At 61.4% G+C, this 13,127-nt stretch carries 10 protein-coding genes; 4 read left to right on the top strand and 6 right to left on the bottom strand.

The annotated features are described in order from the left end of the window. Positions 1-3 precede the first annotated feature (3 nt). Positions 4-1,212: an EAL domain-containing response regulator gene (locus MM194_RS13100; RefSeq protein ID WP_241343776.1), complete on the bottom strand. Its 1,209-nt coding sequence runs from the start codon at positions 1,210-1,212 to the stop codon at positions 4-6. After that, positions 1,193-5,449, bottom strand: a complete 4,257-nt coding sequence (locus MM194_RS13095; protein ID WP_241343775.1) for a transporter substrate-binding domain-containing protein — start codon at positions 5,447-5,449, stop codon at positions 1,193-1,195. Before MM194_RS13095 ends, MM194_RS13100 begins: the two co-directional genes overlap by 20 nt. Before the next feature lie 146 nt (positions 5,450-5,595). Between MM194_RS13095 and MM194_RS13090 the strand changes: the two genes are divergently transcribed. After that, positions 5,596-6,342, top strand: coding sequence for a class I SAM-dependent methyltransferase (locus MM194_RS13090; RefSeq protein ID WP_241343774.1), 747 nt, complete (start codon positions 5,596-5,598; stop codon positions 6,340-6,342). 100 nt (positions 6,343-6,442) lie between these two features. Here MM194_RS13090 and MM194_RS13085 read toward each other — a convergent pair whose 3' ends face one another. The 4 genes from MM194_RS13085 to MM194_RS13070 all read right to left on the bottom strand — a co-directional run bounded on the left by MM194_RS13085 (position 6,443) and on the right by MM194_RS13070 (position 10,185). Continuing rightward, on the bottom strand, positions 6,443-6,688 hold the full coding sequence (locus MM194_RS13085; RefSeq protein WP_241343773.1) for a hypothetical protein: 246 nt from the start codon (positions 6,686-6,688) through the stop codon (positions 6,443-6,445). A 128-nt stretch (positions 6,689-6,816) separates the two neighbouring features. Further along, positions 6,817-8,403, bottom strand: coding sequence for an alkyl hydroperoxide reductase subunit F (ahpF, locus tag MM194_RS13080; RefSeq protein WP_241343772.1), 1,587 nt, complete (start codon positions 8,401-8,403; stop codon positions 6,817-6,819). Positions 8,404-8,529: 126 nt separating this feature from the next. Further along, positions 8,530-9,096 carry an alkyl hydroperoxide reductase subunit C gene (gene ahpC, locus MM194_RS13075; protein WP_033129082.1) on the bottom strand — a complete coding sequence of 189 codons (567 nt, stop codon included), beginning with the start codon at positions 9,094-9,096 and terminating at the stop codon, positions 8,530-8,532. Positions 9,097-9,738: 642 nt separating this feature from the next. Then, positions 9,739-10,185, bottom strand: coding sequence for a CBS domain-containing protein (locus tag MM194_RS13070; protein WP_241343771.1), 447 nt, complete (start codon positions 10,183-10,185; stop codon positions 9,739-9,741). Positions 10,186-10,396: 211 nt separating this feature from the next. On the opposite strand from MM194_RS13070, the gene queA reads away from it, so the two are divergent. The 3 genes from queA to yajC all read left to right on the top strand — a co-directional run bounded on the left by queA (position 10,397) and on the right by yajC (position 13,110). Further along, positions 10,397-11,464, top strand: a complete 1,068-nt coding sequence (gene queA, locus MM194_RS13065; RefSeq protein WP_241343770.1) for a tRNA preQ1(34) S-adenosylmethionine ribosyltransferase-isomerase QueA — start codon at positions 10,397-10,399, stop codon at positions 11,462-11,464. A 117-nt stretch (positions 11,465-11,581) separates the two neighbouring features. Further along, on the top strand, positions 11,582-12,718 hold the full coding sequence (gene tgt, locus MM194_RS13060; protein ID WP_033129085.1) for a tRNA guanosine(34) transglycosylase Tgt: 1,137 nt from the start codon (positions 11,582-11,584) through the stop codon (positions 12,716-12,718). A gap of 56 nt (positions 12,719-12,774) precedes the next feature. Further along, positions 12,775-13,110 (top strand): preprotein translocase subunit YajC, encoded by a 336-nt coding sequence (yajC, locus tag MM194_RS13055; protein ID WP_033129086.1) that lies wholly within the window; start codon positions 12,775-12,777, stop codon positions 13,108-13,110. The last annotated feature ends 17 nt before the right edge of the window (positions 13,111-13,127 follow it).

Raw genomic sequence — 13,127 nt, 5'->3', positions numbered from 1 at the left:
GCGCTATGCCCGCGGGACAGGGCCGGTGGCCCGCCAGCGGCTGTGCCACAGGGCCAGCTGATCGCGCGGCATGGGGTGCCCCACGTAATAGCCCTGGCACTCGTCGCACCCAAGGCGAGCCAGCTGATCCCAGGTTCCCTCGTCCTCCACCCCCTCGGCGACTGACTTGAGGCCTATCTTGTGCGCCAGGATCAGGGTCGACTCTATGATGGCGAGCCGCACCGGATCCTCATGGCAGCGATCGACGAAGCTGCGATCCAGCTTGAGCTCGGTGAAGGGCAGCTGGTTGAGCTGCTGCATCGAGGAGTAGCCGGTGCCAAAGTCATCGATGGAGAGGCCAAAGCCGTGCATCCGCAGCCGGCTTAGTCGCTCGAGGGATTGGCCGAGATCCTTGACGAAGGCGCTCTCTGTTACCTCCAGGGTGATGAGCTCGGGAGCGATCCCCCTCGATTCGCACAACGCGAGCAAGCGATCGCACAGATCCCCCTCGACCAGGCTGACGCTGGAGAGATTCATCGACAGCCTGATGGTCGAGCTGGCCGCCAGCCAGCCCTCCAGATCCCTCAGGCCTTGCTCGATGAGGTGCTCGGTCAAGGGGTCGATGAGGCCACTCCCCTCGGCCAAGGGGATGAAACGAGCAGGCGCTATGATGCCAAGGGTCGGGTGCTGCCAGCGGGCCAGCGCCTCCACCCCCAGCCACTCGCCGGTGGCGAGGCTCACTTTGGGCTGATACCAGGGCACTATTTCCCCCAGCGCCAGCGCCCTGGCGAGATCGGCTGCCTCGATGAGCGGACCTGTACCCGCCTGCTGCCGGCTGTCATCCGGCGCCCAGCTGGCGAGCAGCTCGGCGAGTCGCCCCAGGCTGGCGGGTTTATCCAGCCGGCCGAGCACCCGCAGGCCGTAGGCGTCGCTCATCCGTCGCACCGCCTCGACCACGTCCTCCTCGAGGGCGCTCACCAGTATGATGCCACCGCGAAACCCGTTCAGGGAGAGGCGGCGCAGCAGTGCCATGCCATCCATACCGGGCATGCGCAGATCGCAGAGGAGGATATCTACCTGCTGCTGTTGGCACAGGGCCAGCGCTGCCTCGCCATCCGCGGCCTCCAGCGGTACCCGGTAACCCAGGGCCTGGATCTGGTGCATCAGTACCTTGCGCTGAAAGGCGTTGTCTTCCACCACCAGAAGGGAAATGTCAGAGGGGAGGTTGTTCATTGAGCCATGCTCCTATCTCGCTGCCGATCGCCTGCATCCTGCCTTGCAGTCGACGCACCAGCTCGGCCAATGGCGCCGCTTGTTGCTGCTTGCAGCAGTGCTCCACGGCCTGTGCCAGCTCGGCCAGCTCGCTCTCGCCTGTCATCTGGGCCGCCCCCATGATGCTATGGGCCGCATTGAACAAGCGGTCCCACTCCAGCTCGGGTAGCGAGCCCTGCAGGCGCGCCAGATCGATACCGTTGCTGTTCACATATTCTGCCGCCAGGGTTCGGGCCACGGTTTCGCCGCCAAACAGGGCTATCCAGCGCTCCCTCATGGCGCTGCCTGCCGGCACTCCCGGGGCAAGCTCGGGCGCCGGCATCAGATACTCTCCCAGTATCCGACCGAGATCCTCCAGAGTGTAGGGCTTGTAGAGCATCTGGGTCATGCCAGCCCGGTCGCTCTGGCGACTCACCTCCCTGGAGGCATCCGCGGTCACGCCTATGATGGGTGCCGTCACCCCCAGATCACGCAGGGCCGCCGTCAGGCGGTAGCCATCGAGGGCGGGCATGTGGCAGTCGGTGAGCAGCAGATCGAAGTGGCCCTTCTGCCAGGCATCCAGCGCCAGCCTCCCGTTTTCACACAACTCGAACTCCACGCCAAGCAGGCTGAGCTGGCGTTGCAGCAGGGCACGGTTGATGGGGTGATCTTCGGCAACCAGCACCCGGCCTCTCAACCGCTGGATGGAGGGGGTTACCAGAGACTCGCTGCCGTGTGGTGCTGTCAGTTCGAGGCAACTCTCCAGCAGCAGATCGGGGTAGAGAGGTTGGCTGCCAAGACGCAAACAGTGGCGTTGATGCAGGCTGGTGCGCAGGCTCTCCTGCTCGGACAGGAAGATGATGCGATGGCCCTGCAGCTCGGGCGTATCGAACGCCCCCTCCCTGTTCAGACTTTGTGGCGGGCAGAGCCGGTACAGATCGGCCTCGTCGAGCAGCAGCAACCCGGGGGCGAGGGATCCGCCTTGCTCGCAAAGCCGCACCTCGGCCCCGAAGCTGCGCAGCAGGGCTGCGCCATCGTACAGGGACGCCGACACCTGCCAGCGGCTGCCCGCCAGCGGCTTCTCCTCCCAGCGTGGCTCGGGCAGTGGCAGCGACAGTATGGCCCGGGTGCCCTGGCCGGGATCACTCTCGAGGCTGAGCTGGCCCCCCATCCGCTCGGCCAGATTGCGGCTGATGGCCAGCCCCAGCCCGGATCCCCCGAAGCGGCGACTGATGCTGGTCTCGCCCTGCTCGAAGGGATTGAAGAGGCGGGCCAACCGCTCGGGGGGGATGCCGATGCCGGTGTCTTCCACCCGCAACCACAGTCGCTGGTCCTGATAGGCCAGGGTGAGGGTGATGCCACCGCGTTCAGTGAACTTGATGGCATTGTGTAGCAGGTTGGAGAAGATCTGCTCCAGCCGGTTGGGATCGAGCTCGGCCCGATCCGGCAGGGCCGGATCCCACAGCAGCTGGACCTGCAACCCCTTCTGGCGGGCGGTGGCCACGTTGCTGCGCACCACGGCGCACAGCACCTCGGCCAGGCGCACCGACCTTGGGTCCAGATGCAGCTGACCAGCCTCCATCTTGGAGTAGTCGAGGATGTCGTTGACCAGATAGAGCAGGTTGTTGGCGGAGCTGACCACGTTGCGCACCAGGTAGTGCTGATCCTCGCTGAGCTGACCTAATCGCAGCAACTCCAGCATGCCGTGCATGCCGGCGATGGGGGTACGCAGCTCGTGACTCATGGTGGCGAGGAACCGATCCCGGGCCTGGGTCGCCGCCTCGGCCTTCTGGCGCGCCTCCTCGAGCGCCCGCTGCTGAGCATTCATCGCCGTGATGTCCTGCACCATGCCATACAGCACAGCATGGCCATCGAGTTGGCGCGTGACGTTGCCACGCACCTGCAGGGTACGTGCCTGGCCGTTCACCAGACGGGACGGGAAGCTGAGATCGACCCGGTTCTCTTCATTGAGCTGGCGTTCCAGCTCGGTGAGCAGCAGCGAGCGCAATTGCTCGTCAAGATGGGGGAACAGATCGTGGTACTGGTTGGTGAGCAGTTCCTCACGGGTGCGCAGATCCATCTCCTGATAGCCGGCGCTGACGTACTGGAAGTGCCCCTGACCCTCGCCCAGATACTGGAACTGGAACACGAAACCGGGAATGCTGTTGGTGAGCCGCGCCAGGCGAGCCTCGGCCTCCTTGGCGCGGGACTGGGCATGCAATTGTTCGGTCGTGTCGGTGAGGACGGTGAGTATCCCCGCCTTTTCCCCATCCGGGCCCCGAAACAGCCGCTTGTGGTAGGTGATGAGTCGTTCGCTGCCATCGGACTGCCAGGCTTCCTGAGAGTGGAGATCCTCCCCGCTTTCCCACACCCGTGCATCTTCTCCCTGGATCCGCAGTATGACCTCAAAGGGCAGTATGTCGGTGAGCAGCGCCGCATAATCTCCGTGGGTGTCTGCGCCACCGAGGTAGAACTGGCGATATGCTCGGTTGGTGATGGTGATTTCCAGGTGTTCGTTGGTGAGCACCACCATGCTGGGCAGAGTGTCGAGCAGGGTCTCCATCAGCTGCAACTGGTGCGAGAGCTGCGCCTCGGCCCGCTGGCGCTGGCGTACCTCGCGGCTCAAGGAGCGGTTCCACAGGTAGCCCAGCAACGCCACTAGCAGTATGCCGACGATCATCCCGAGCACGATCCGCAGCAACTGGGTGCGGTTGATGCCGGTCTCAATCTTCAGGTTGAACCACTTGTCCTGCAGCAGTTGCATCTCCTGCGGGCTGACAGAACCCAGGGCCTTGTTGAGGATGCTGGCCAGCATGGGGTTGTCCTTGGCCACCGCCATCGCCATGGGCACGTCCAGCTCGTTGCCGCTGTAGGCGATGTGAAGTTTCAGGTCTGACCCACGGCGCAAGAGCTGCTCGTTGATGCCCTCACTGGCGAGGATGTAGTCCACCTTGCCCGTGGCGAGGGCGGTCAGCTGTTCATCGAAGGAGAAAAAGGGCACGGGTTCGGCCTGCCAGGCGCTGATGATGGTGATGTCTGCCGAGGCGCTGCTCGCCGCCACCCTGGCACCCTTCAGCTCCTTGAGGGAACTGAGCTCCTCTCGCGTATTGTTGGAGATGAGCAGTCGTTTCAGGGTCAGATAATCGGAGGTGAAGAGCAGGTGCTGGCGCCGCGCTGGCAGGTTGACCACAGTGGGGGCCAGCGCCAGCTTGCCCTCTTCCACCATCACCAGGGAGTTTTGCCCCTGGGTGGGGTGCAGCGTGAAGCGCAGCCCGCTGCGCCGCTCGATCAGGGTCAGCAGGTCCGCCACCAGGCCGCTGAAGCGGCCGTTCTTGTCTATCTGGCCGAGACCGACCCAGGGGCCAGGGGCGAAACTCACCTCGGGGTGAGCGGCGATCCAGGCCGATTCCTCAGGGGTGAACAGGCTGGACTTTCGCGCCTTTTTCTTCGGCTTGTTATAGGCATCGGCCAGCCGGAGGAGGGCGTGTTTATCCTGGGGGGTGAGGCTGTCCACCGCCAGGCTCAGCAACTCCCCAAGACGCACATTGTTACCCGCCGTGGTCAGGGCCAGTTGGACGGGGTCTATCCAGGGGACCTCGACCAGAGAGCGGGCCTTGACGCCCTGATTGGGGAGGCTGCTCTCCAGGTAGGGGCGATCGGAGAGGTAGGCATCCGCCAGCCCGTATTTGACCATGAACAGGGCCTCGGTATTGACGTCCACCCGCGTGATCTTCTTGAAGCCGAGGTGCTCGAGCAGATCACAGCTGTCGTAGCCACGCTCGCAGACCCACTGCATCTGCGTGGCCTGTGCCAGGCTGGGGGATTTTCCGGGCTTGCCGAGCAGCACGGCGCGGGGGATCTCGATGAGCGGCGCGGTGAAATGCATCCAGGTCTGGCGTTGGGGGGTGATGGCCACCCCCGCCAGGGCATCCACCTCACCACTGCGCAAGGCGAGCTGGGCATCGTTGAAGGTGGGATAGGCGCGGTAGTGGAGACGGAGTCCGAGCCGCTGGCTGACGGTCTGCAGGTCGTCGTGCAGCAGCCCCTGATAGTGATCCTTGCCCGAGTAGTAACTGTAAGGTGCCCAGTTGGAAGCGGGCATGCCGACCACCAGGGTCTGCTTCTCGCGCAGCCACTCTTGTTGGCCGGGGTCGAGGCGCAGGGCATAGGGGGCGGGCACCTCGGCCTGAGCGCACCTAAGGGCCAGTAAAGTCAGCAAAATCAGTAGTCTTACAATCCCACGCAAGATGGATTCCCGGGTAATGTGATGGCGGTCACAGTGTAAGGGGCTGCTCCTCGCACTGTCTATTGATAAGGTTGGTATAGACAGCTCGAATTCAGCTCAAGTTCCAAAAGGAGTGAGGCATGGACAGTACCCAGCGATTCTCGGTCCGGGTTGAGGCCTATGTGAAATACCGACCCGGATACCCGACCGCCATGCTGGACTTTCTGGTCAGGGAACTCGGCATGAGGCCCCATGCCGTGGTCGCCGATATAGGGGCGGGCACCGGCATCCTGACCGCCTTGCTCGCCCCTCGGGTGAGCAAGCTGTGGGCGGTGGAGCCCAATGCCGAGATGCGCGGCGCCGCCGTGCGGTTGCTGGCGGGCGCCGACCATATCCACTGGCTGAGCGGCAGTGCGGAGCAGACCGGGGTGCCGACGGGGGCGCTGGATCTCGTCACCGTCGCCCAGGCCTTTCACTGGTTCGATCGGACTGCCTTCAAGGCGGAATGCCGGCGCCTGTTAAAACCGGGCGGACGGGTCGCCCTTATCTGGAACGACAGGTTGACCGATACCGAATTCCTCCAGGCTTATGAGGCGGGTCTGCGTGCCTATTCGGGGGACTATGAGGAGGTCAATCATCGCAATCTCGGTGAGGCCGACTTTGACGCCTTCTTCGAGGAATATCGGCTCGATCGCTTCGATAATTGCCAGCTGTTCGACCTCGACGGCGTGCTGGGACGGCTCAACTCCTCATCCTATGCGCCCGTCATCGGCACGCCGGCCTATGAACGGCTGACGGCGCTGATCCGTCGCGAGTTCGAGCGTTGTGCGGTCAACGGCCAGATAGCCTTCAATTATCAGACCCTGGTGTACAGCGGTCGGGTCTAGGTGCTGTCTCCAAAGTGAGCGCCATGGTGTCATGGCAGCAAAAAGCCCCCGCCAACTGGTGGGGGCTTTGCGTCTCAACCCGGTCACTCTCGACGGGGCGTCAGCCCTTGTCGATGCCAAGCAAGGTCATGGCCTTGGCCAGGGTGTCGACGGATTCCTGATGCTTGCCCGCCTTGTGCAGGGTTTCCCCTTCGGCCCGCAGCTGTTTCACCTCGGCCAGCTTCTCGGCGCTCAGGGCGGGGCCGGCGGCCAGGGCATCATCGATCTTCTTCATGTCCATGGGGCAGTGGAAGGCCAGTGCGCTGCCGGCGAAGAGCAGGCCGGCCAGCAAGAGTGTCGCTTTCATGTTCAGCTCCCTGTGTGGTGGATGCTTCTCAAGGATAGCGCTCGGGCAGGTGAGTGCGGCAAGCAGGGGGCAGCGCATATGAAAAAGCCGACTCCAGGGAGTCGGCTTTTTGCGGGGTCATGAGGCTATCAGGCGGTCACGGCATCGGCCTTGACGGCGACGGCTTCCGGCGCCGCATTGCGGATGAGGTAATCGAACGCCCCCAGCGCGGCGGTGGCGCCGGCACCCATGGAGATGATGATCTGCTTGAACGGCACCGTAGTGGCGTCGCCCGCGGCATAGACGCCGGGCAGGGAAGTTGCGCCCTTGGCGTCGATCTCGATCTCGCCGAAGCGGGTCAGTGCTACTTCGCTCCCCTTGAGGAACTCGGTGTTCGGCACCAGGCCGATCTGCACGAAGATACCGGCCACCGCCAGGTGCTTGATCTCACCCGTGGTGCGATCCTCGTAATCCATCCCCACCACCTTGCTGCCATCCCCGATCACTTCCGTGGTGCGGGCGCTCATGATGATGTCGATGTTGCCCATGGAGCGAGCCTTCTTCTGCAGCACGTCGTCGGCGCGCAGGGTATCGGCGAACTCCACCACAGTCACATGCTCGACGATGCCAGCCAGATCGATGGCCGCTTCGATGCCGGAGTTACCGCCACCTATCACCGCAACCCGCTTGCCCTTGAAGAAGGGACCGTCGCAGTGCGGGCAGTAGGCCACGCCCTTGGTGCGGTATTCAACTTCGCCCGGCACGTTCAGATCGCGCCAGCGGGCACCGGTGGCCAGGATCACGGCGCGGCTCTTCAAGGTGGCACCGGAGGCCAGCGCCACGTTCACGTAGCCGTCCTTGCTGATGGCGGCGGCGCGCTGCTCGGTGATCACTTCCACGCCGTACTGCTTGACGTGTTGCTCAAGGCTCGCGGCCAGCTTGGGGCCTTCGGTGTAGGGCACGGAGATGAAGTTTTCGATGCCGACGGTGTCCATCACCTGACCACCGAAGCGCTCGGCGACGATGGCGGTGCGGATCCCTTTGCGGGCGGCGTAGATGGCCGCGGCCGCGCCAGCCGGGCCACCACCGACGACCAATACGTCGTAGGGGGCTTTCTCGCTGAGCTCGGCGGCCTTGCGATCGCTTGCGCCGGTATCGAGCTTGGCCACTATCTCTTCGAGCGAGGTGCGACCCTGGCTGAACGGTTGACCGTTCATATAAACGTTTGGTACCGCCATGATCTGGCGCTCGTTCACCTCATCCTGGAACAGGGCACCGTCGATCATGGTGTGGGTGATGCCGGGGTTCAGGGTCGCCATCAGATTCAGGGCCTGCACCACATCCGGGCAGTTGTGGCAGGAGAGGGAGATATAGGTCTCGAAGTGGAACTCACCCTTCAGGTTCTTGACCTGCTCCAGCACGGCCGGATCGGCCTTGGAGGGGTGGCCGCCGCTTTGCAGCAGGGCGAGCACCAGGGAGGTGAATTCATGACCCATGGGGATGCCGGCAAAATGCACGCGCGGGGCCTGATCCTTTGGCGCGATGCTCATGGAAGGCTTGCGAGCGTTACGGCCATCGGTCATGGAAATTTTGGGGGACATCTCGCTGATTTCTGTGGCCAGGGCCAGCAGCTCCGCGGATTTGTCGCTGTCATTGCCGGACACGCTGATCTCGATGGGATTGACGATGTACTGCAGGTAACCGTTGAGTTGTTGTTTGAGGTTGGTATCTAACATGGTCGAATTCCTTCTTAATGAATGCGGGTCGGCACTTTGTAGTCAGCCTGAGAGTCGCAGGCTTGGATATCACGGGCCGGAAAGCAGACCGGCCCTGAAACGGGCCGGTCTTGGAGAGCAGGAGGCTTAGATCTTGCCTACCAGATCCAGGGACGGGGCCAGGGTGGCATCGCCTTCTTGCCACTTGGCCGGGCACACTTCACCCGGGTGAGCGGCAACGTACTGGGCAGCTTTGACCTTGCGCAGCAGTTCCAGAGCGTCACGGCCGATGCCGCCGGCGTTGATTTCAACGATCTGGATGACGCCTTGCGGGTCGATCACGAAGGTACCGCGGTCAGCCAGACCAGCTTCTTCGATCATCACGCCGAAGTTGCGGGTGATGGCACCGGTCGGGTCGCCGATCATCGGGTACTGGATCTTCTTGATGGTGTCAGAAGTGTCGTGCCAGGCCTTGTGAGTGAAGTGGGTGTCGGTAGAGACGGCGTAGATCTCGACGCCCAGCTTCTTGAAGGAGGCATAGTTGTCTGCCAGGTCGCCCAGTTCGGTCGGGCATACGAAGGTGAAGTCAGCCGGGTAGAAGAACACCACGGACCACTTGCCTTTCAGGTCAGCGTCAGACACCTGAACGAATTTGCCATTGTGGTAGGCGGTAGCGTTGAACGGCTTGATTTCAGTGTTGATATAGGTAGACATGTATTTGCTCCTTGGTGATGTACATATGCCCGTCCGGTAGTGAAGAGTCTTGCCAGACGAGGCGCTTAACTTTCGATGGGGTCATCATAGGGCCTTTCGCTAATCGGTTAAAGCCACAATTTTGAATCACTTAAATCTACTTATTAGATAGCCCATCGCAACTGTACCTAACATGAATATCTCAGGCCTTCAGAGATAACTCATTGTCGAAGTTCAATTTCTGTCCTGCAGGTCACATTTTCAAGGCCCGGATGGGATCTTGTTTTATACGGCGAGGCAGGAAGAGGGTGGCAAAGCGCCCGGGGAGGAGAGAAGAGGGCAGGGAAGCGGATAAAAAAATCCCGGCGCCATCGCACAGACAGGGCCGGGTCATCAAACAAGGAATGGCGATATAAAAATGCTTTACAGCAAAGACTCACTACGGGGTGTGCAAACTTGCAGACATATGAAGAGAAGACATCGGGTGCACAATCCCTCATCTCCCCTTCGGCAAACATTGCATGGTGGGCATCATAGTGTGACGACGATCACAAATCAAGTGTGTGGTGTAATTTTTCAATCAAAATGAAAGACTTTCAGATTAATGGCCGATTTTTTCGGCTGAAAACGCTTTTATTGTAATTTAATTACAGTTTTTGGCGATCAGAATTCTGAGGGGGGCTCCTGCTCTTCCATCAATTCCAGCAGATTGATGGCCACCGCGATGAAATCCGACTCCGTGACTATGCCCACCAGTTTGTGGCCCCGGATGACCGGCAGGCAGCCGTATTTGTGGCGCTGCAGGTAGAGGGCGGCCTCCTTGATGCCCGCATGGGGATCCACGCTCGCCACCTGGCGGGTCATGATCTCGTCGAGCTGGACGCTGTCGGTGAACTCCGCTTCCCGCTCCGGGTTGATGAGCAGCAGCTTGGACTCGCGGGTGGCCAGGATGTCGGTGAGGGTGACCAGACCCAGCAGGTGATGGTGGTCGTCGACGATGGGAATGTGGCGGATCCGCTCCTGCTGCATCAGGTCCATCGCCTGCTTGACGCTGTTCTGCGGACCCAAAGTGAAGGGATGTTCGGTCATGATTTCAGACAGGATCATCATGGTGGGCCTCCTTGTGTCTCTCTCTTCACCCTAGCCCAGCCTCAGGTGCCAGAACATGATCAGGGTCAATACAGACCGTTAAAGAATCATTAACCGGATGAGTGTCTCAATATTGCTCGCTATCCCTTGCCTGCCTTGGGTTTTTGGTCTTTTGGGTTGCCTTGCAAGGAGGGGATAACTAGACTAGCCGCCGATTCCCCCGAGGTGAAAGATGCAAGTATCCGATTTTCATTTTGATCTGCCAGACGAGCTGATTGCCCGCTATCCCATGACGGAACGTACCGCCAGTCGTCTGTTGCAGCTCGATGGTCAAAGCGGCGCCCTGCGCCACGGTCAATTTGTGGATGTGCTGGACCAGCTCAATCCCGGCGATCTGCTGGTGTTCAACAACACTCGCGTCATTCCGGCGCGCATGTTTGGCCAGAAGGCCAGCGGTGGCAAGCTGGAGGTGCTGGTGGAGCGCATCCTGGACGAGCACAGCGTGCTGGCCCATGTGCGCTCTTCCAAGTCGCCCAAGCCGGGCACCCGTCTCATTCTGGATGGTGGGCCCGACGGTGAGAAAGTCGAAGCCGAGATGCGCGCGCGCCACGACGCCCTGTTCGAGATCCACTTCCTCGACCCCCGTCCCGTGCTGGAGATCCTGGAGGCCATCGGCCACATGCCGCTGCCCCCCTATATCGACCGCCCCGACGAGGATGCCGACAAGGAGCGCTATCAGACCGTCTACAACCAGAAGCCGGGCGCGGTGGCGGCACCGACCGCCGGCCTGCACTTCGATGAGCCGCTGCTCGAGCGGATCAAGGCCAAGGGCGTGGAGCTGGCCTTCGTTACCCTGCATGTGGGGGCGGGGACCTTCCAGCCGGTGCGGGTGGACAAGATTGAAGATCACCACATGCACTCGGAGTATGCCGAGGTGCCGCAGGAGGTGGTGGATGCCATCGCCGCGACCCGCGCCCGGGGTGGCCGCGTTATCGCCGTGGGTACTACCTCGGTGCGTTCCCTCGAGAGCGCCGCCAAGGTGACCCTGGCCCAGGGCAAACCGCTGGCGCCCTTTTTCAGCGACACCGACATCTTCATCTTCCCGGGCTACGAGTTCCAGGTCGTCGATGCCATGGTCACCAACTTTCACCTGCCGGAATCGACCCTGATCATGCTGATCAGCGCCTTCGCCGGTTACGATAACGTGATGGCGGCCTATCAGGCGGCGGTGGCCGAGCAGTACCGTTTCTTCAGCTACGGGGATGCCATGTTCATCACCCGTCGCCGGGCAGAGGCTTGAGGCCTCGCTCTTCAGAACTTGTTCACGATCGTCGAGTAAGATCGCGCGCAGCTTCTTATATGGGCCCTCGCGGGCCCGCTGTTGTCAGACTGTTTCTCTGACTGAATCGAGGTAGCAATGAAATTTGAACTGAAAACCACCGACGGCCGCGCCCGTCGCGGTCAGCTGGTATTCGAACGCGGCGTGGTGCAGACCCCGGCCTTCATGCCGGTCGGCACCTACGGTACCGTCAAGGGGATGACTCCGGAAGAGGTGCGCGAGACCGGCGCCCAGATCCTGCTCGGCAACACCTTCCACCTCTGGCTGCGGCCGGGGCAGGCGGTGATGCGCGCCCACGGCGATCTGCACGACTTCATGAACTGGCAGGGCCCGATCCTGACCGACTCAGGTGGTTTCCAGGTGTTCAGCCTGGGTCACATTCGCAAGATCACCGAGGCGGGTGTGCATTTCCGTCACCCCATCAACGGCGAGAAGATCTTCCTCGACCCCGAGAAATCCATGGAGATCCAGTACGATCTGGGCTCCGACATAGTCATGATCTTCGATGAGTGCACCCCGTACCCCGCCACTTATGAAGAGGCGCGCAAGTCCATGGAGATGTCCCTGCGCTGGGGCAAGCGTTCCCGCGACAAGTTCGATGCGCTGGGCAACAAGAATGCCCTGTTCGGCATCATCCAGGGATCCGTGTATGAAGAGTTGCGGGATGTGTCGCTGAACGGCCTGCTGGACATCGGCTTCGACGGCTATGCGGTCGGTGGCCTCGCCGTGGGTGAGCCCAAGGAAGACATGCATCGGATCCTCGAGCACGTCTGCCCGAAGATCCCGGCCGACAAGCCCCGCTACCTGATGGGCGTGGGTAAGCCGGAGGATCTGGTGGAAGGGGTGCGCCGCGGCGTCGACATGTTCGACTGCGTGATGCCGACCCGCAACGCCCGCAACGGCCATCTGTTCACCACCGATGGGGTGGTCAAGATCCGCAATGCCAAGTATCGCGAAGACACCAGCACCCTGGATGCGGACTGCGATTGCTACACCTGCAAGAACTACACCCGCAGTTATCTGTACCATCTGGACAAGTGCAACGAGATCCTCGGCGCCCGTCTGAATACCATTCATAACCTGCGTTATTACCAGCGTGTCATGCAGGGTTTGCGGGACGCGATCGAGCAGGGTAAATTAGACGACTTTGTAACTGAGTTTTACCGTCGGCAAGGGAAGCCTGTGCCTCCATTAGCTGAAAACGACGCGCAATAACCGCCGCGTATCAGCTCGTTATCTTTGTGAATCTACATCAATCAAGAGGTTGTTAAATGAGCATTATCTCCAAGGCATATGCAGAAGGCGCGGTTCCGGGTGCACAGGGTGGTGGTATGGAAATGATCATCATGCTGGCCGTGTTCGGCCTTATCTTCTATTTCATGATCTATCGTCCCCAGGCCAAGCGTGCCAAGACTCACCGTGACCTGATGAGCTCTCTGGCCAAGGGTGACGAAGTGCTCACCTCCGGCGGTCTGGTCGGCAAGATCGCCAAGGTTTCCGCCGATAGCGAATACCTGGTGCTGGCCCTGAACGATCAGACTCAAGTCACCATCAAACGTGATTTCGTCTCTGCCGTTCTGCCCAAGGGTTCTATCCAGTCCCTTTAATCTCCCGAGGAGCACAG

It is taken from the genome of Aeromonas sp. MR16 (assembly GCF_022549315.1).
Classification (GTDB): domain Bacteria; phylum Pseudomonadota; class Gammaproteobacteria; order Enterobacterales; family Aeromonadaceae; genus Aeromonas; species Aeromonas aquatica.
The sequence above is the reverse complement of the archived record's forward strand: the minus strand, read 5'-3'. Positions and strand labels throughout refer to the sequence as shown.

Coding starts and splice junctions, on each gene's coding strand:
- ahpF (WP_241343772.1), bottom strand. CDS start 8,403: ATGTTAGATACCAACCTCAAACAACAACTCAACGGTTACCTGCAGTAC.
- MM194_RS13085 (WP_241343773.1), bottom strand. CDS start 6,688: ATGAAAGCGACACTCTTGCTGGCCGGCCTGCTCTTCGCCGGCAGCGCA.
- tgt (WP_033129085.1), top strand. CDS start 11,582: ATGAAATTTGAACTGAAAACCACCGACGGCCGCGCCCGTCGCGGTCAG.
- ahpC (WP_033129082.1), bottom strand. CDS start 9,096: ATGTCTACCTATATCAACACTGAAATCAAGCCGTTCAACGCTACCGCC.
- queA (WP_241343770.1), top strand. CDS start 10,397: ATGCAAGTATCCGATTTTCATTTTGATCTGCCAGACGAGCTGATTGCC.
- MM194_RS13100 (WP_241343776.1), bottom strand. CDS start 1,212: ATGAACAACCTCCCCTCTGACATTTCCCTTCTGGTGGTGGAAGACAAC.
- yajC (WP_033129086.1), top strand. CDS start 12,775: ATGAGCATTATCTCCAAGGCATATGCAGAAGGCGCGGTTCCGGGTGCA.
- MM194_RS13090 (WP_241343774.1), top strand. CDS start 5,596: ATGGACAGTACCCAGCGATTCTCGGTCCGGGTTGAGGCCTATGTGAAA.
- MM194_RS13070 (WP_241343771.1), bottom strand. CDS start 10,185: ATGATGATCCTGTCTGAAATCATGACCGAACATCCCTTCACTTTGGGT.